The following is an 18,821-nucleotide window of genomic DNA, read 5'->3' as shown; positions in this document are numbered from 1 at the left end:
GTTTTTATCAATCGAATAGTTTTTAAAAATTAAGGCTCTTTTAAAATTTGTTGTGATTTCCACTGCAGGATGACGCGTTCCACTACAATCCAATCATAAAACTTCAATTATTAATTAAAAAAAGGTAATAGAGAATATCTCCATTACCTCATGAATTATAACATAAAATTGTATCTGAATTCCAAGTTTCGATTATGCACGGGCAGTTGAACGTCGGCTTGTTAATAACGAACCTGCCAATAGGAATGTTGGAATTGCAGACATTCCGATGACTAATAGCCAATCTCTTGGTTCAATTGCATAAGTCTTGAAAATTGGTTGTAGTGGTGGGTAGTAAATAACAATTAACATTAATACTATGGATGATAAAACTGCCCATACTAAGTACATATTCTGGAATGGATTACGATGGAAAATCGAGCGTTCACTTCGGCAATCAAATACATGGATAAGTTGTGCCATAACGAGTGTTGCGAATGCGATTGTTTGCGCATATCCTAGATTGTTTGGATCTCTATGATAGACAACCATAAAGGCAGCAAGTGTCGCAATTCCAATTAAGAATCCACGGCTGATAATTTTCCAACCCAATCCTCTTGCAAACACGCCCTCTTTTGGATGACGTGGGCCATGCTTCATTAGATTACCCTCTGGTTGATCAAGACCAAGAGCCATTGCTGGTAAGCCATCTGTTACAAGATTAACCCAAAGGATTTGAATTGGTACGAGTGGCAATGGAAGACCCATTAACATCGCAAACAGCATTACTAATATTTCACCGACATTGGACGCTAGTAAATAACGAATAAACTTTCTAATATTTTCATAAATATTTCTACCTTCTTTTATTGCTGCGCGAATTGTTGCAAAGTTGTCATCGAGAAGTACAAGTGAAGACGCCTCTTTCGCTACATCAGTACCGGTAATACCCATTGCAATTCCAATATCTGAAGCTTTAATGGCTGGAGCATCGTTTACACCATCACCAGTCATAGCAACAATATGTCCTCTACTTTGTAGGGCCTTAACAATTTTTAATTTATGTTCAGGTGAAACCCTCGCATATACATAAACGTCATCAACAATTTCTTCAAGCTCTTCTTGATCCATTTTTGACAGCGCGTATCCATCTAATACTTTTCCACCCTCTGGTAAAATACCAAGCTGTGTGGCGATTGCTTTTGCTGTAATTAAGTGGTCACCAGTAATCATAACTGTCTTAATACCTGCATCCTTACATTCCCTTACAGCCGCTTTTACCTCTGGACGTGGTGGGTCAATCATCCCTTGAATTCCTATAAATGTAAGGTCTGACTCTGCTTCACGTTCAGATACAAGTTTTTGATTGGGTCTTAAAGGTTTAAAACCAACAGCTATTGTACGAAGTGCGTTCGAAGCTAAATCTTCGATCGCCTTCTTTATCTTATTCTCTGAATCTACGGATAAAGGCTGTTGCCTATTATCCCATAATACAGATTTACTTACACCAAGTAGAACATCAGGAGCTCCTTTCGTAACTACAAATTGATTACCAGATTTATCTCTTACAATCACACTCATCATTTTTCTTGAAGAATCAAAAGGAAACTCTTCGACTATCTCAAATTGCTGTGCTAAGAATTCATTTGTAAGACCAGCCTTAATACCTGCAACAAGTAACGCACCCTCTGTTGGGTCACCATCAAGGACAATATCTTGGTCCTTTCGTTTTAATGTTGCATTGTTACATAAAACACCAAATGTTAACAATTGTTGAAGAGTTTTATTCTCAGATGGTTTGATTTCTCTTTCCCCAAAGAAAAATTTACCCTCGACATCATAGCCTGTACCTGAAACAGACCACGTTTTTCCTCCTGACCACAAATGCGTAACTGTCATTTTATTCTGAGTCATTGTGCCCGTTTTATCGGAGCAAATAACTGAAGCACAGCCTAATGTTTCAACAGCTGGCAAGCGTCTTACAATTGCATTCTTCTTAATCATTCTTTGAACACCTAAGGAAAGTGCTACAGTAACAATTGCTGGTAGCCCTTCAGGGATTGCAGCAACAGCTAATGAAACCCCAGCTAAGAACATTTCATAAAGTTCATGTCCATTTATAACCCCAACAACAACAACTAACAAGGTTAAAATTAATGCTACAGTTATTAATACTTTCCCTAATTGCTCTAGCCTTCTTTGTAGTGGTGTAATCATTGCATGCGCTGTTTGAAGGAGTTCAGCAATTTGTCCCATCGCTGTATTCATCCCAGTTCCAACAACAATACCTATACCGCTTCCACGTGTAACCATTGTCCCCATAAAAGCCATATTTTCCTGGTCACCTAATGAAACGTCACCATCCTGAATTGGGTCTACATGTTTTGTAACAGGAACGGATTCTCCAGTTAATGCAGATTCTTCAATTTCTAGGCTTTTCACTTCAATTAATCGAACATCAGCCCCAATCCGATCGCCACTAGTAAATTTAATTATGTCCCCTACAACAAGTTCTTTCGAGAGAATTCGAACCCATTCATTATTACGAAACACATTCACTTGTGGTGCGGAAAGCTCTTTTAAAGCCTGTAAAGATTTTTCTGCTTTTCGTTCTTGGAAAAAGCCTAAAAATCCATTAATTAAAACAATCGCCATAATCGCGATGGCATCAATGTATTCCCCCAATAACCCAGATATTAGGGTAGCAGCAAGTAGTACTAGTACCATAAAATCCTTAAACTGTGCTAAAAATAGCAAAAGTGCTGAAGGGCGTTCAGCTTCCTTCAATTCATTATATCCAAACTGCTTTTGTCGCTGCTTTACTTCCTGGTCGGTAAGACCATTCGAAAGGCTTGTATTTACCTTTTTTTCGACCTCTTCTGATCTAAGCTCATACCACTTCATCCGTCTTTTACACACCCCTCACAAATCGTATATCTGCATCTCTATGAAAGCTTATTCAGTCTCGTCCAAAAAAATGCTATACTTTTTCTAAGTTACTAATTTATACGAATAGTGCAAGGAGCGCAGCTTTAGGCGACTAGCATAAGACAAGACCTGATTAGAAGGTACTTTTTACCTTCCGAAGGGATCGGCTTAGACCAGAGAGTCGATGGTGTCTGGAGCTAGTCACTAATACTAAGTCCAAACTTTGCTTTTTATTTATATAGAAAAGAGGATACACGTATGACATTTGATGGAATTTTCACAAAACAAATCGTAAACGAACTACAGCAAACACTAAATAATGGGAGAATATCAAAAATATATCAACCATATAAAAATGAATTGATTTTTCAAGTTCGTGCAAATGGAAAGAACCAAAAGCTTTTACTATCTGCACATCCGAGCTATGCACGTATCCATGTTACAAAAGAATCATATGATAACCCTTCTGAGCCACCAATGTTCTGTATGCTACTGCGTAAACACCTTGAAGGCAGCATCATTGAAAACATTCGTCAGGTCGATATGGATAGAATCATCATCTTTGATATAAAAGGCCGAAATGAACTTGGTGACGTTTCGTTCAAACAACTTATTGTAGAAATTATGGGAAGGCACAGTAATATCATTCTTGTCGATACGGAAAAGCAAACGATTCTAGACAGCATCAAACATGTTTCATTAGCGGTGAATCGTCATCGAACTGTCTTACCAGGGTATACATATGTATTTCCACCTGCACAGGAAAAAACAAACCCATTTTCAGTTGATGAAGAAATATTTTTAAAAAAGATTGACTTTAATGCAGGCCGATTAGATCAGCAAATTGTAAATAAATTTTCGGGGATTTCTCCTTTATTTGCAAAAGAAGTAATTTTTCGAGCTGGAATTGCGAACCGGAAGACACTACCTGGACCATTCTTGGCAATGATAGAAACTCTTAAAGAAAATAAAACTACTCCACAAATTCTTACCAAGGGTCGAAAAGATTATTTCTACATCCTCCCTTTACATCATATTGGTGGGGTAGCAAAAGAATTCACTTCAATTAGTGAGATGCTAGACCGTTTTTATTTTGGCAAAGCGGAACGTGACCGAGTAAAGCAACAAGGTAACGATTTAGAGCGGTTTATCACAAATGAAAAATCAAAAAATGAGAAAAAAATTAAAAAGCTGAAAGCGACGCTAGTAGAATCGGAAAAAGCTGAAAAATATAAGCTGTTTGGTGAACTCTTGACAGCGAATATGTATGCGTTCACCAGGGGTGATAAAGAGATTAATGTGTTGAATTACTATTCTGAAGATAATGAGATGGTAACCATACCATTAAGTCCTCAAAAAACACCGTCTGAAAATGCTCAAACGTATTTTTCTAAATACCAAAAAGCAAAGAATGCTGTTACCTATGTAGAACATCAGATTGAGAAGGCAAGTGAGGAAATTGCTTATTTTGACTCATTATTGCAACAAATTGAATCTGCTGCTCCGAAGGATTTACAGGAGATTCGCGAGGAGCTAATGGAGGAAGGCTATCTCAAAAATAAGCAGCAAAGAGGGAATAAGAAATTAAAACCTAGTAAACCTTCTATAGAACACTATCAAGCAAGTGATGGTACTGAGATCCTTGTCGGGAAAAACAACAAACAAAATGATTATTTAACAAATAAATTAGCTGCTAGAGATGAAATCTGGCTCCATACAAAGGATATACCAGGCTCCCATGTGATTATCAGAAGTAAACAGCCTTCACAGGAAACGATACTGGAGGCTGCAACACTTGCTGCGTACTTCAGCAAAGCAAAAAATTCTTCTTCTGTACCTGTTGATTATACATTGGTGCGTCACGTGAAAAAACCTAATGGTTCAAAGCCAGGTTATGTCATTTATGACAATCAACAAACTGTATATGTTACCCCTGAAGAAGATTTAATTTTAAAACTTAGAAAACCCTAGGAATTAATCCTAGGGTTCATTTCTTATTAAACTTTACTCGTATTCCATACTGCTGGATTTTCACGCCAGCTTTTTAGACTTTCGATATCATTTTCTGACACTACTGTCTTTTCTAAAGCAACTTCAATTAATGTCGAATAGTCTGTAAGGGTGTGGACCTGAACCCTTGCTGCATCAAGGTTTGATTTCGCTTTTTGAAGCTGATAGGAGAAAATGGAAACGATGCCTAATACTTCACATCCCGCTTCACGTAGAGCTTCTGCCGCCGTAATTGCACTCCCACCTGTGGAAATGAGATCTTCAATCACCACAACTTTCTGACCCTGCACAACTTTACCTTCTATTTGATTACCCTTACCGTGCGCTTTTGCCTTACTACGAACGTAGCACATCGGTAAATCAAGGAGATCACTTACCCATGCTGCATGAGGGATTCCCGCGGTTGCTGTTCCAGCAATCACTTCAGCCTCAGGATAATGAGTCTGTATTAAGTCCGATAAACCCTTTGCAATTCTCTTGCGCACATGAGGGAAAGAAAGGGTCATTCTATTGTCACAATAAATTGGTGATTTTAATCCTGAAGACCATGTAAATGGATCATTCGGCTGTAAAAATACTGCGCCAATTTCTAATAAATGTTCTGCTATTTCTTTTTTCATACTTGTACCCCTTCCCATGCTGCTTGTATTGATTTATAAGATTGTAACGGGTTGTTTGCACGTGTGATAGAACGACCAACAACAATTGCAGTTGAACCTAACTCTCTTGCTTTCTCAGGTGTAACAATTCGCGCTTGATCACCTACATCATCACAAGCCTGGCGGATTCCTGGCGTAACCGTCATAAAATCATTCCCTAATTGTCGGTTGATTACCGGTACTTCAAGAGAAGAGCAGACAATACCATCTAACCCGCTTTTCTTAGTTAGAGTAGCATATTCAACTACTACATCAAGCAGATCCCGTTCAATAAGCAACTCCCGTCTCATCACTTCTTCAGTTGTGCTTGTAAGCTGTGTAACAGCGATACATTTTGGTCTTGACTGTCCGATTGCTGTGCCTGCTTCAAGTCCTTCTAGTGCTGCTTCCATCATTTTCTGTCCACCTGCGGCGTGTACATTGACTAAATCAACTCCTAACCCGGCAAGTCCCTTCATACTGGAATAGACGGTATTTGGAATATCATGGAGCTTTAAGTCCAAGAAAATAGAGTGACCTTGCTCTTTTAAATAATGAATGATGGAAGGACCTTCTCGATAAAATAATTCCATTCCTACCTTCACGAAAAGCTTTTCATTTTGAAAATCCTTCAGAAATCCTTGAGCCTCTCTTTGGTTCGGAAAATCAAGAGCGATAATTAATGGTCGTTGCATTACTTCCAGCTCCTTCCCTGACATTCGGAAATATGTTCAAATCCGTACTTATCTAGTAATATCGGAAGTTCCTTTAGTATTGTCGGGCAGACATGTGGGTCAACAAAATTGGCTGTGCCCACTGCAACTGCACTTGCACCAGCATAAAAATATTCAAGCACATCTTCAGCTGTTTGGATCCCACCCATGCCTATAATTGGAATAGACACCGCTTGACTTACCTCATAGATCATTCGAATTGCAACCGGTTTAATTGCTGGACCAGATAAACCACCTGTTTTATTTGCTATAATTGGCTTTCCAGTATTAAGATCAATTCGCATTCCGATTAACGTATTAATCATTGTTAACCCATCTGCACCCGCTTCTTCAACTGCTTTCGCCATTTCAACGATGTCCGAAACATTCGGAGATAGCTTAACGTAAACCGGTACACTTGAAACTTCTTTTACATATTTCGTTAATTGTGCTGCTACCTCAGGAATTGTACCGAACGCGATTCCTCCTGTCTTCACATTTGGACAGGATATATTCAACTCAAGTGCATGAACATTTGGTGCTTTAGAGATTTCTTCTGCAACCTCAACATAATCTTCAATTTGAGATCCAGCTACATTCGCAATAATCGGAACATCGTATTGCTCAAGCCATGGAAGCTCTTCGTTCATTACCTTCTGTAACCCTGGATTTTGTAACCCAATGGCATTCAGCATACCTGCACTCGTTTCAGCAACTCTTGGAGTAGGATTACCGAATCTTGGACTAACAGTTGTTGCCTTAATCATGATAGCGCCCAACTTACTCAAATCGAAAAACTGGGCATATTCCTTCCCAAAGCCAAAGCACCCAGACGCTGGCATAATTGGATTCTTAAGTGATAAACCTGGTAGCTCAACTTGAAGTCTGTTCATAGTACCACCTCTCCAACCTTAAATACAGGGCCATCACTACAAACTTTTTTATAAGAAGTCCCTTCCGGATCGCTTTGCAGATGACATACGCATGCAAAGCATGCACCAATCCCACAACCCATTCTCTCTTCTAATGAAATAAAGACATTTCGATTCGGGTAGGATTTTTCTAGTGCTTTTAGCATTGGTGTTGGACCACAGGTATATAGGGTATCAAAAGTCAGAGTGTACTTTGTAATGACATCTGTAACAAACCCTTTTGTCCCAAATGAACCATCCACTGTAGCTATATAGGTCTCACCTAATCTATTAAACTCTTCTTCATAAAATACTGCAGATTTCGTTTGAAACCCTAGTACATGAACGACTTTTACACCTTTTGCTACTAGTTGCTTTGATAATTCATAAAGAGGCGGAACACCTATTCCTCCACCGACAAGTAAGGCCGTCTCCCCTTGTTTTACTTCTTCGACAGGAAAACCATTACCAAGTGGCCCCAGTACGTCCACAGTTTGATCGGCCATTTTTGTAGAAAGGACTCGTGTTCCGAGTCCTTCCTTCCGATAAATCAACTTACATTCTTGCTTTTCTTGGTCAACATTCGCGATACTAATAGGCCTTCTTAGTAACGGATCAATCCCATCACTAACTTTTACATGGACAAATTGACCGGGTTGACCCATTTCCTGAACCAAATCACCCGCAAGTGTAAGTTCATAAATATCCTCTGCTAGTTGAATATGGTTCATCACTTTCATGTGTTGTTTTATTATCATGAATGTACCACCTCATGCTTCTGTACATGAGAGCCCATTGCTTCGCTAGAGAATGTCATTGATTCCAGAACCTTTACAATTGCTTTAGCTGTATCCAAAGAAGTTAAGCATGCTACTCCGTTTTCAACCGTTTCACGACGGATCCTAAATCCATCTCTTGCTGGTTGCTTACCCTTGGTCAACGTATTAATTACGAATTGTGCTTTTCCTTGGCGGATTACGTCAATAAGATTTGGTGCTTCTGAACCGATTTTATTTACAACTGTAACGGGAATATTTGCATTTTGTAAGTAACTTGCCGTACCACTCGTAGCTAACAAACGATAACCAATTGTATGGAATCGTCGAGCAATTTCAAGTGCTTCTTCCTTATCTTTGTCTGCAACTGTTAATAAAACTGAACCGTATTTCGGAATTGTGATACCTGAAGCAACTAACCCTTTATACAAGGCCTTTTCTAATGTATGGTCTTTGCCCATAACCTCACCAGTTGATTTCATTTCAGGTCCAAGTGAAATATCAACATTCCGAAGCTTAGCAAACGAGAATACTGGAACTTTTACATATACTCCATCACTTACTGGATGTATTCCAGTCGTGTATCCTAATGATGGTAGAGATTGTCCAAGAATAACCTTTGTCGCGATATTTGCCATTGGAATACCAGTAATTTTACTTAAGAATGGTACTGTACGGCTTGAACGTGGGTTCACTTCGATTACAAATACCTCTTCGTTATAAATTACGAATTGGATGTTAAGTAGACCGATAATCTTTAATCCTTTTGCCAGGGCAATTGTATGGTCAATAATCTGTTGTTTCACATGTTCTGATAAGGTTTGTGGTGGGTATACCGCAATTGAGTCACCAGAGTGAACTCCCGCTCGCTCAATATGCTCCATAATTCCAGGTATATATACTGTTTCTCCATCAGAAATCGCGTCTACTTCGATTTCTTTTCCAGTCAGGTATCTATCTATTAATACTGGGTGCTCAGGGTTAATTTTTACAGCATTCTCCATGTAATGTAGAAGTTCTTCTGTTTGATAAACGATCTCCATAGCTCTTCCACCTAATACATAGGAAGGTCTTACTAGCACCGGATATCCAATTGATTCTGCGATAACAACTGCTTCTTTAACAGACGTTGCTGTTTTTCCTTTTGGCTGTGGTATGCCTAGCGAAATAACCGTTTGCTCAAATTTATCTCTATTTTCAGCACGGTCTAAATCTTCTAGAGATGTTCCTAAGATTTTCACTCCGCGTTCAACGAGGGCACTCGCTAGATTGATAGCTGTTTGTCCGCCAAATTGAACAACTACACCTTCTGGTTGTTCCAAGTCGACAATATGCATAACATCTTCGATTGTTAATGGTTCAAAATAAAGTTTATCTGAGATACTGAAGTCAGTTGAAACTGTTTCAGGGTTGTTATTAATGATGATTGATTCATAGCCTGCTTGCTTTATTGCCCAAACAGAATGAACGGTCGCATAATCAAACTCAACTCCCTGACCGATTCGGATTGGACCTGATCCAAGGACAATTACGCTCTTACGGTCGGATACAATTGATTCATTTTCATCAGCATAAGTACCGTAATAATAAGGTGTTGCTGATTCAAACTCTGCTGCACACGTATCAACCATTTTAAAGACTGGAACAATACCATCTTGCTTACGAGTTTCATATATTTCAACTTCAGAATGATTCCAAAGTTTTGCAATGATTGAGTCTGCAAATCCACGTCTTTTCGCATGCGTTAATGTTTCTAAATCTCCGACATTATTGCGTAACGTATCTTCTAACGTAATGATATTTTCAAACTTTTTCAGGAAAAACAAGTCGATTTCACACCATTCATGAATTTCCTCGATTGTAATTCCTCGTCTAATTGCTTCAGCTAGATAGAATAGACGTTCATCTCCTGCTTTTCTAATTCGTTTTTCAATCGTTATTAGGTCTGCATTCGTTGCATCTTCAAGCTCAATATGCGTCACATTTGCCTCGAGTGAACGAACTGCTTTTAAAATAGATTCTTCAAAGTTTCGACCAATCGCCATGACTTCTCCAGTTGCTTTCATCTGAGTTCCTAATCGGCGATTAGCAGACTCGAATTTGTCAAATGGCCAACGCGGAATTTTCGTTACAATATAGTCGATAGTTGGTTCGAATGCTGCATATGTTGTACCTGTTACAGGATTTTTCATTTCATCTAAAGTTAAGCCCACAGCTATTTTTGCAGCTAATTTCGCGATTGGATAACCTGTTGCTTTTGATGCCAGTGCAGAAGAACGGCTGACACGTGGATTAACCTCGATAATATAATAGTTATAACTATATGGATCAAGGGCTAACTGTACATTACAGCCACCTTCAATTCCAAGTGCACGAATAATTTTCAAGGATGTATGTCGTAACATTTGATATTCACGGTCGCTCAATGTTTGACTAGGGGCAACTACAATGGAGTCACCTGTATGAATTCCGACTGGGTCCACATTCTCCATACTACATACGACAATTGCGTTATCCGCTGAGTCTCGCATTACTTCAAACTCAATTTCTTTGTAGCCTGCGATGCTTTTTTCTAATAGACATTGAGTAACAGGGCTATTTTTCAATCCACTTGTAACAATTTCAATTAACTCTTCTTCATTATTACAAATCCCTCCACCAGTTCCTCCTAGTGTAAAGGCTGGTCTTACAATTACTGGGTATCCAACCCTTTCAACAAATCCATATGCTTCTTCTAGGTTATGGATAATATCACTATCAGGTACAGGCTCGTTTAGTTCATTCATTAAGTTACGGAATAAGTCGCGGTCCTCAGCTTTTTCAATAGCAGATAAGGTAGTACCAAGGATTTCTACTCCGCATTCATCTAGCACTCCTGATTTTGATAGTTCCACAGCCATATTTAATCCTGTTTGTCCTCCAAGTGTAGGAAGAATTGCATCAGGTCTTTCTTTACGAATAATTTTGCTAACAAATTCTAATGTTAATGGCTCTATATAGACTTTGTCTGCAATTTCCACATCTGTCATGATTGTCGCTGGGTTTGAGTTAACAAGTATTACACGGTAACCTTCTTCCTTTAAAGATAAGCATGCTTGGGTTCCTGCATAATCGAATTCTGCAGCTTGACCAATGACAATTGGACCAGACCCGATTACTAATATACTGTTAATATCTAAGCGTTTTGGCATAGCTCTTCGCCTTCTTTCTTGGAGTTTTCAATCAACTGTAAAAAGTCGTTAAATAAGCTATTTGTATCATCAGGCCCCGAGTGTGCCTCTGGATGAAATTGGACAGTAAAAGCTGGGTGAATTAAATGTCGCAAGCCTTCAACTGTGTCATCATTTAATGCTATATGTGTTACTTCAAGATTTGTTTCTGTTAATGACTCTTTGTTGACTGTATACCCATGATTTTGTGAAGTAATGGCAATTTTTCCTGTTTTTACGTCTTTAACTGGATGATTTGAACCTCTATGTCCAAATTTCATTTTTTCTGTTTCTGCTCCATTTGCTAAGGCGAATAATTGATGGCCGAGACACACCCCGAATAACGGTACTTTCCCTAGGACCCCTTTAATCATTTCTATAGCTTCTGGTACATCCTTTGGATCTCCAGGACCATTACTTAACAAAACACCATCTGGACTCAGGCGTAATACCTCTGCCGCTGTGACGTTATATGGAACAACAATAACATCACAACCTCGTTTATTTAATTCATGAAGAATGCTATGCTTCATTCCAAAGTCTACTAATACAATACGATGTCCTCTTCCTGGACTTGGGTAAGCACTTTTTGTTGATACTTGCTTTACTTGATCAGTAGGCAGGATCATTTTATTTAGCTGTTTCACAACCTCATCAACTTCAACATTCATTCCGCAAATTGCACCTTTTAAGGTTCCATATTGACGGATAATCCTAGTAAGTTTTCTTGTATCAATTCCTGAAAGACCCGGAATCTCTTGTGATTTAAAGTATTCATTAAGACTGAACTGACTCCTAAAATTAGATGGGTGATCACAGACTTCATTCACGATTAGACCACTAATTGAAGGGTTAATTGATTCGAAATCATCTCTATTAATTCCGTAGTTCCCAATTAGAGGGTATGTCAGTGTAACAATGTGCCCGCTATTGGAAGGGTCTGATACTATTTCCTGATATCCTGTCATTCCCGTATTAAAAATTACTTCTCCGATTTTATCTGAATTGCTTCCAAATCCCTCACCAACAAAAACGGTTCCATCCTCTAAAATAAGTTGCCTTTTCACGCTAGAACACTTCCTTTCTGCCATACAATGCTGCCATTTACGAGAGTCAAAACTGGCCAACCTTTACATTCCCAGCCTGCAAATGGTGTATTTTTCCCTTGAGATACAAAGTTTTCAGGATTGATTTTTTCTGTACAGTTTAAATCAATTACAGTTAAGTCAGCATTCTTTCCAACTTCCAAAGTTCCAAATGGTAGTGTAAATGTGTTTGCTGGCTTAGTAGTTAGAAAGTCTATTAATTGTTTTAACGTAATGATTTTTGTCTCTACTAAATGTGTGTAAAGAAGTGGAAATGCCGTTTCTAGTCCAACGATACCAAATGGTGCTAATGCCATTCCCTGCGCCTTTTCTTCGCTTGCGTGTGGTGCATGGTCTGTCGCGATGAAATCAATTGTTCCATCAAGCAGACCTTCAATTAGTGCCTCTAGATCCTCTTTCCCACGTAGAGGAGGATTCATTTTATAATTTGTATCAAGGCCTGGAATATCTTCATCACATAGTAATAAATGATGTGGGGTTACTTCCGCTGTAACTCTTATACCAGCTCTCTTTGCATCTCTAATGACTCGTACAGATTCTTTTGTACTTACATGACATACATGGTAGTGGCAGCCTGCCGCTTCAGCTAATAAAACATCCCTTGCAATATGTACAGATTCACAGACAGATGGTATTCCATTAATCCCATACTGTTTAGAAAATTCACCTTCATGAACAGATCCTTTATTGATTAGAGTATTCTCCTCACAATGGGCAACGATTGGCATATCAATTGCAGCAGCCTTCCTCATGGCTTCGAGCATCATTCCTGCAGATTGAATTCCAACACCATCGTCAGTAAATGCGAATGCACCAGCTTCTTTTAAACCTTCCATATCAGTAAGTTCTTGTCCTAACTCACGTATACTGATGGACGCATACGGCAGCACATTCACATGTGAGGTATCCTTTATCCTTTGTTGTAACCAGTTCATTTGCTCAACTGTATCTGGTACTGGTCTTGTATTAGGCATTGCACAAATTGTGGTGAATCCACCTCTCGCGGCTGCAAGACTACCTGTTTCAATCGTTTCTTTATGTTCTCCACCAGGCTCACGAAGGTGTACATGGACATCAACAAATCCAGCAGATACGAACATTCCTTCGACATCAATAACTTCACAACCCAAAGGGTCAAGGTTTGCACCAATTGCTTCGACTTTTCCGTCCATAATTTTAATATCTTTAGCTACTAGCTTGCCATCTTCGTTTAAGACTTTAGCGTTCTTTAATAAAGTACTCATATTAAAATTCCTCCTTCTACCTGTTGTAAAACTCTTTTGAGAACGGCCATCCTTATGAATACACCATTTTCCATCTGTTTAAAAATTCTAGATTCTTGCGATTCTACAAGTTCACTCGCTATCTCAACACCCCGATTAATTGGAGCTGGATGCATAATAATACTACCTCTTTTGAGGTTCTTACCTCGATTATTTGTTAGACCATATTGTTTGTGGTATTCCTCTTTGGTTAGTCCCATTGAAGCCTCATGGCGTTCATGTTGGATGCGAAGTAGCATGACAACATCTGCTTCTTTAAGGCCTTCATCTAGGTCCACATATGTTCCATAAGGATTGGTATAATCCTGCCATTCAACTGGCGCTGAAAAGTGAACATTCGCACCGAGCCTTGTTAAACTTTCAGCATTAGATCGTGCAACCCGGCTATGACGAATATCACCGACAATTAATATATTCAAATCTTTAAATCTATTAAACTCTTGTTTTATGGTTAATAGATCGAGGAGAGACTGTGTAGGATGATGGCCACATCCATCACCAGCATTAATAATCGGAATAGAAATGCCATCACGGAGTGCATTAAAATACTCATCTTTTTGATGACGAATCACTACTGCTTTTGCTCCTATAGATTGAAGTGTTCTTACTGTATCATAGAGACTTTCTCCTTTTTGAACACTTGAGGTCATTGCCTCTAAGTTCAAGACATCAGCACCAATTCTTCTTTCGGCTACCTCAAAGCTAAAACGTGTACGTGTACTTGGTTCGAAGAAAAGATTTGCAACAAACGTTTGTTTTTCAAGCTTCCACTGACTTCCTTCAGAAAACAACTGTGCATCAAAAAGAATTCTGTCAATATCTTCAATGCTTAACTCGCTCATTGTGAGTATATGATTCATATTCTCTCCTCCTTTTTCTTATAAAAAAACACCCTTACCTACTCTGGTAAGGGTGTAAAAACGAGGATTTTGATTAAAAAAGGTACACTAATGCTATACCTCTTCACAAAATCCTTACACCCTTGCTAACCTCTCTGGGTTACTTTAAAAGGTGTTGCATTATGCAACCGAGTTATCATCCTCATGATGAGCCTCGTAAATATCTTCTTTTTCACTAACTTCTCCACCAGGAAGTATTATGTTTAGTAAGACACCAATGATTGCAGCTAATGCCATACTGTGAATTTCAAAACCTAATACCTTAATGAACGCTCCACCAATCCCGACGACAAGGATAACAGATGAGATAACAAGGTTTCTATTTTCACTAAGATCCACTTTGCTATCAACTAACATTCGTAATCCAGATGAAGCAATAATTCCGAATAACAAGATGGATACTCCACCCATTACTGGAGTAGGAATGGAGCTTATTAATGCATTGATAGTTCCACTGAAACCGAAGAATATGGCAACAACAGCAGCCCCACCGATAACATACACACTAAAAATTCGGGTGATGGCTAAGACACCAATGTTTTCTCCATACGTTGTATTTGGTGGACCACCTAGTAATGATGCGATCATTGTTGCAATACCATCCCCCATAATGGAACGATGTAAACCTGGTTTTTTGATTAGGTCTTTTTGAACAACTTTCCCTAACACCATTTGATGTCCAATATGCTCTGATAAAGTTACTATTGCTACAGGTACGATTAGAGCAATCAGTTCCAATGAAAATTGCGGTGTGTAGGATACGAACGGAATTATAAAGTCTGGCACTTCAAAGAATTTAGCTTGTTTTACTGCAGTAAAATCAACTAACCCAACAGCTAATGCATATATATATCCGCCAATTATCCCGATTAAAACCGGGATTAGATTAAAGAACCCTTTAAAAAAGATTGTTGCAATAATTACGATAGCTAGCGTAACCAATGCTACTGAAAAATGCTGCAGGCTGTATGCACCACTACTTGGATCATTCATTGCCATTCCAACTGCTGTACCCGCTAGACTTAATCCAATTACAATAATTACTGGACCAACTACAACTGGTGGTAGAATTTTCACAAGCCATTTATGTCCTGTTGCTTTAATAAGCAATGCAACGATCCCGTACACTAAACCTGCAAGTAAACTTGCCATCATTGCGGCACCCGGACCGTCAGCTTCGATAGCTGTTTGTAGTGGAATGATGAAAGCAAAGGAAGATCCTAAGTATGCTGGCACCTGCCCTTTCGTTATAAGTAGAAATGCTAATGTACCTAATCCACTCGAGATAAGAGCAACTCCTGGACTAATTCCAACTAAAAATGGTACTAAGATGGTTGCACCAAACATGGCAAACAAATGCTGCAAGCTTAAGACTGCAAACAGACCTGGTGATGGCTTTTCATGAATTCCTAATACGATTTTATTACTCATTAATTATTCCTCCTCATTGTAAAACTCCATAAATAAAAAAATCTTTGTGTTTTTTACACAAAGAGGTATACAAATCCCTATCATTCGAGAAGGAATGTTTACCCCTTTGTTAGCCTCTCTGGACTACAATTAAAGGGTATCTATTTAATTTTTATGAATGGTAACTTGGTCAAACTTATCTATCTCTTCTAGTTCGACTACTATCCTTTCAGAGCTGGCGGTTGGTATATTTTTCCCAACATAATCGGCCCTAATTGGGAATTCGCGGTGACCTCTATCAATTAACACGGCTAGCTGAATTTGTGCAGGTCGACCAATGTCAATTAATGCATCAAGAGCTGCCCTTACTGTTCTACCTGTGTACAAGACATCATCAACTAAGATGACTTTTTTATTAGTAATCTCAACTGGTATATCTGAACCTTTTACAATAGGTTCACGATCTGCAGTTTTTGTAGTTAAATCGTCACGGTATAAGGTAATATCAATTTCACCGATGGCAATTTTTTTGCCTTCTATTTGCTCAATACGACTTGCAATACGTTTTGCCAAGTAAATTCCTCTTGTCTTAATCCCAACAATTACACAGTCTTCAATACCTTTGTTTTTTTCAATAATTTCGTGAGCTATTCTTGTTAATGCTCTTCTTATTGCTTGATTGTCTAAGACTACAGCCTTTTCAGTTTCAGCCATTTGACACACCTCACTTACATTACTTCTTTAAAAAAAGAAAGTCCTCTCACCGTAGGCGAGAGGACACAATAATACAAATGGATACTTATCCATATGCAACTCCGTTTCCTTCTCAGCCTCACGGGACTGATTTTAAAGGGACTCATTTAATTAATTTAATTTTACGACCGTTATCGAATTTTGTCAATGTTTTTTTATGAGTTCAAGACAAGAGTTAGATTCTAATGGCGTAACTTTTCGAGTAATTCCTCAAAATAAGCAGGAAGCGGTGCTTCAAACTCAAGGTATTCCTTTGTTCGAGGGTGAATAAAGCCTAAAACTCCCGCATGAAGTGCTTGTCCATCAATATCCAGCGTTTTCTTAGGTCCATATTTCGGATCACCTGCTAATGGATATCCTATATATTTCATATGAACGCGGATTTGATGAGTCCGCCCTGTTTCAAGCTGACATTCAATAAAAGTAAATTCCTTAAAACGTTCTAAGACATTGAAGTGTGTCACTGCATTTTTACTATTCTCGTCCGTCACAGTCATACTTTGACGGTCTTTTTTATCTCTACCAATCGGTGCATCGATTGTGCCTTGGTCATGCGGAATGACCCCATGAACGATTGCCTTATATTTACGGGTTACCGATTTTTCTACCAATTGATTCACTAGAGATTCATGCGCAACGTCATTCTTTGCAACCATTAAAAGGCCAGATGTGTCCTTGTCGATTCGATGTACAATCCCAGGGCGCATTACCCCATTAATTCCTGATAGGTCCTTACAATGGGCCATTAAACCATTTACTAGTGTTCCACTTACATGACCTGGAGCAGGATGAACGACCATGCCTTTTGGTTTATTCACGACAAGTACATCTGCATCTTCATAATAAACATCTAAATTCATCTCTTCTGGAATAACATCTAGTGGTTCTGGATCTGGAATGTCAATTTTTATATAATCCCCACTATTAACTTTATAGTTTGGTTTAATTTGATTTCCGTTGACTAGAATATTTCCATCCTTAATCCAAGATTGAACTTGGGTCCTTGACCACTCTGAATTAAAGGCAGAGACAATTTTATCAATTCGGTCATTATGTTGGTGTTCCTCAATCGTTAGTTCGAATTGATTCATCTGATTTCTCCTTTTCTAATTTTCCTTCGAAAATTGTTACTATAAATATTAAACCGACACCAATTACTAGCGCAGAATCAGCAATATTAAATATCGGAAAATTATATGTAAAGATGTATGTATCTATAAAATCGACAACTTCTTTACGAAAGATACGGTCTATAAAATTTCCAATTGCACCACCTAACATTAGTGAAAGCGCAATGCCGAACAAACGCTGGTTTGGTTTGAGACGTTGAATATATATAATGAGCATAACCACAACGATAGTGGTGATAATATAAAAGAACCACATCTGTCCTTGTAAAATCCCCCATGCTGCACCACGATTGCGATGTGACGTTATGTACAAAAAGCCTGAAATAACTTCAATTGAATCTCCAAGTTCCATATAACGGACAATCACCCATTTTGTAACCTGGTCTAATAAAATAACAAACAAAGCTAATAAATAATAATACACGAAAACGCCCCCATGTTAACAAACTTTACCTTATGTGATTTTAGCACATGATTAGACGCGTGTACAATCTATTTGGGTGAAGCGAACAGAAGTAAAACAATGGTTTACTTCTGTTCAACTAAATGTAGATGGTTTTCTTTATGAAGAGGTATGACATTACTTCTGTCATATAAATCAGTGAAGGAAAATTCAAAGATAGTTCGTGCTGTTGGTAAAATTCGTAGCTTGTCGATTGGAATTTCTGCACCTGTTTCCTCACAAATTCCAAATATCCCAGAATTAAATTTATTTAGGGCCCTTTCGACATCTCGTAAATCTTCTTTTATATGATTCATAACAATTTTTTCTTTTTCGGATTGGTCATTATGAAAGAACAATTCTTGACTGACCTCATATTTTGCAGTTTGCATCAACCTAGATAAAAGTTCCTTCTTCGTTAACTCTAATTCCGCTTTAATCTCTGCATACTGATCGTTCATTGGAACGCCTCCTTATCATGCTTTTGATTAATGCTTCTTTAAGGTAGTAAGGATAGTGTTACCTGAACAAGTTTTTCTTAAAGCCAACAAGTTTTTCCTTTCGTATGAAAATAAGAAGACGAAAGAGGAATGCTGATAAGTTACCAACGAAGTCCTTTTCATCCTCCCTTTCC

At 38.4% G+C, this 18,821-nt stretch carries 15 protein-coding genes; 1 reads left to right on the top strand and 14 read right to left on the bottom strand.

Annotated features, from left to right (window positions below; translation table 11 throughout):
• Positions 1 to 192: 192 nt before the first annotated feature.
• On the bottom strand, positions 193 to 2,883 hold the full coding sequence (locus tag CZ490_RS04490; RefSeq protein ID WP_077617765.1) for a calcium-translocating P-type ATPase, SERCA-type: 2,691 nt from the start codon (positions 2,881 to 2,883) through the stop codon (positions 193 to 195).
• A gap of 282 nt (positions 2,884 to 3,165) precedes the next feature.
• Here CZ490_RS04490 and CZ490_RS04485 point away from each other — a divergent pair, with 282 nt between their 5' ends.
• The gene (locus tag CZ490_RS04485) at positions 3,166 to 4,878 is read left to right on the top strand and encodes an Rqc2 family fibronectin-binding protein (RefSeq protein ID WP_077617764.1); all 1,713 of its coding nucleotides are present in this window, start codon (positions 3,166 to 3,168) and stop codon (positions 4,876 to 4,878) included.
• A gap of 26 nt (positions 4,879 to 4,904) precedes the next feature.
• Here CZ490_RS04485 and pyrE read toward each other — a convergent pair whose 3' ends face one another.
• The 13 genes from pyrE to CZ490_RS04420 form a co-directional block, all read right to left on the bottom strand.
• Positions 4,905 to 5,537 (bottom strand): orotate phosphoribosyltransferase, encoded by a 633-nt coding sequence (gene pyrE / locus CZ490_RS04480; protein ID WP_077617763.1) that lies wholly within the window; start codon positions 5,535 to 5,537, stop codon positions 4,905 to 4,907.
• Positions 5,534 to 6,250, bottom strand: a complete 717-nt coding sequence (gene pyrF / locus CZ490_RS04475; RefSeq protein WP_077617762.1) for an orotidine-5'-phosphate decarboxylase — start codon at positions 6,248 to 6,250, stop codon at positions 5,534 to 5,536. Before pyrF ends, pyrE begins: the two co-directional genes overlap by 4 nt.
• Positions 6,250 to 7,161: a dihydroorotate dehydrogenase gene (locus CZ490_RS04470; protein ID WP_077617761.1), complete on the bottom strand. Its 912-nt coding sequence runs from the start codon at positions 7,159 to 7,161 to the stop codon at positions 6,250 to 6,252. Before CZ490_RS04470 ends, pyrF begins: the two co-directional genes overlap by 1 nt.
• Positions 7,158 to 7,937: a dihydroorotate dehydrogenase electron transfer subunit gene (locus tag CZ490_RS04465; RefSeq protein WP_077617760.1), complete on the bottom strand. Its 780-nt coding sequence runs from the start codon at positions 7,935 to 7,937 to the stop codon at positions 7,158 to 7,160. Before CZ490_RS04465 ends, CZ490_RS04470 begins: the two co-directional genes overlap by 4 nt.
• Positions 7,934 to 11,146: a carbamoyl-phosphate synthase large subunit gene (gene carB / locus CZ490_RS04460; RefSeq protein ID WP_077617759.1), complete on the bottom strand. Its 3,213-nt coding sequence runs from the start codon at positions 11,144 to 11,146 to the stop codon at positions 7,934 to 7,936. Before carB ends, CZ490_RS04465 begins: the two co-directional genes overlap by 4 nt.
• Positions 11,131 to 12,231, bottom strand: a complete 1,101-nt coding sequence (locus CZ490_RS04455) for a carbamoyl phosphate synthase small subunit (RefSeq protein WP_077617758.1) — start codon at positions 12,229 to 12,231, stop codon at positions 11,131 to 11,133. The genes carB and CZ490_RS04455 overlap by 16 nt, the downstream gene beginning before the upstream one ends.
• On the bottom strand, positions 12,228 to 13,514 hold the full coding sequence (locus CZ490_RS04450) for a dihydroorotase (protein WP_077617757.1): 1,287 nt from the start codon (positions 13,512 to 13,514) through the stop codon (positions 12,228 to 12,230). Before CZ490_RS04450 ends, CZ490_RS04455 begins: the two co-directional genes overlap by 4 nt.
• Positions 13,511 to 14,413, bottom strand: a complete 903-nt coding sequence (locus CZ490_RS04445) for an aspartate carbamoyltransferase catalytic subunit (protein WP_077617756.1) — start codon at positions 14,411 to 14,413, stop codon at positions 13,511 to 13,513. Before CZ490_RS04445 ends, CZ490_RS04450 begins: the two co-directional genes overlap by 4 nt.
• 159 nt (positions 14,414 to 14,572) lie before the next feature.
• A complete protein-coding gene (locus CZ490_RS04440; protein ID WP_077617755.1) occupies positions 14,573 to 15,883 on the bottom strand; it encodes a solute carrier family 23 protein in 1,311 nt (436 codons plus the stop codon).
• A gap of 144 nt (positions 15,884 to 16,027) precedes the next feature.
• Positions 16,028 to 16,576 carry a bifunctional pyr operon transcriptional regulator/uracil phosphoribosyltransferase PyrR gene (gene pyrR / locus CZ490_RS04435; RefSeq protein WP_077617754.1) on the bottom strand — a complete coding sequence of 183 codons (549 nt, stop codon included), beginning with the start codon at positions 16,574 to 16,576 and terminating at the stop codon, positions 16,028 to 16,030.
• A 221-nt stretch (positions 16,577 to 16,797) separates the two neighbouring features.
• Positions 16,798 to 17,706, bottom strand: coding sequence for an RluA family pseudouridine synthase (locus tag CZ490_RS04430; protein WP_077617753.1), 909 nt, complete (start codon positions 17,704 to 17,706; stop codon positions 16,798 to 16,800).
• Positions 17,681 to 18,169: a signal peptidase II gene (gene lspA / locus CZ490_RS04425; RefSeq protein ID WP_077617752.1), complete on the bottom strand. Its 489-nt coding sequence runs from the start codon at positions 18,167 to 18,169 to the stop codon at positions 17,681 to 17,683. The genes CZ490_RS04430 and lspA overlap by 26 nt, the downstream gene beginning before the upstream one ends.
• Positions 18,170 to 18,273: 104 nt before the next feature.
• Positions 18,274 to 18,648, bottom strand: a complete 375-nt coding sequence (locus CZ490_RS04420) for a TraR/DksA C4-type zinc finger protein (RefSeq protein WP_077617751.1) — start codon at positions 18,646 to 18,648, stop codon at positions 18,274 to 18,276.
• Positions 18,649 to 18,821: the final 173 nt, after the last annotated feature.

Source organism: Litchfieldia sinesaloumensis (assembly GCF_900156865.1).
GTDB lineage: Bacteria > Bacillota > Bacilli > Bacillales > Bacillaceae_L > Ferdinandcohnia > Ferdinandcohnia sinesaloumensis.
This window is presented reverse-complemented; position numbering and strand designations above follow the sequence as displayed.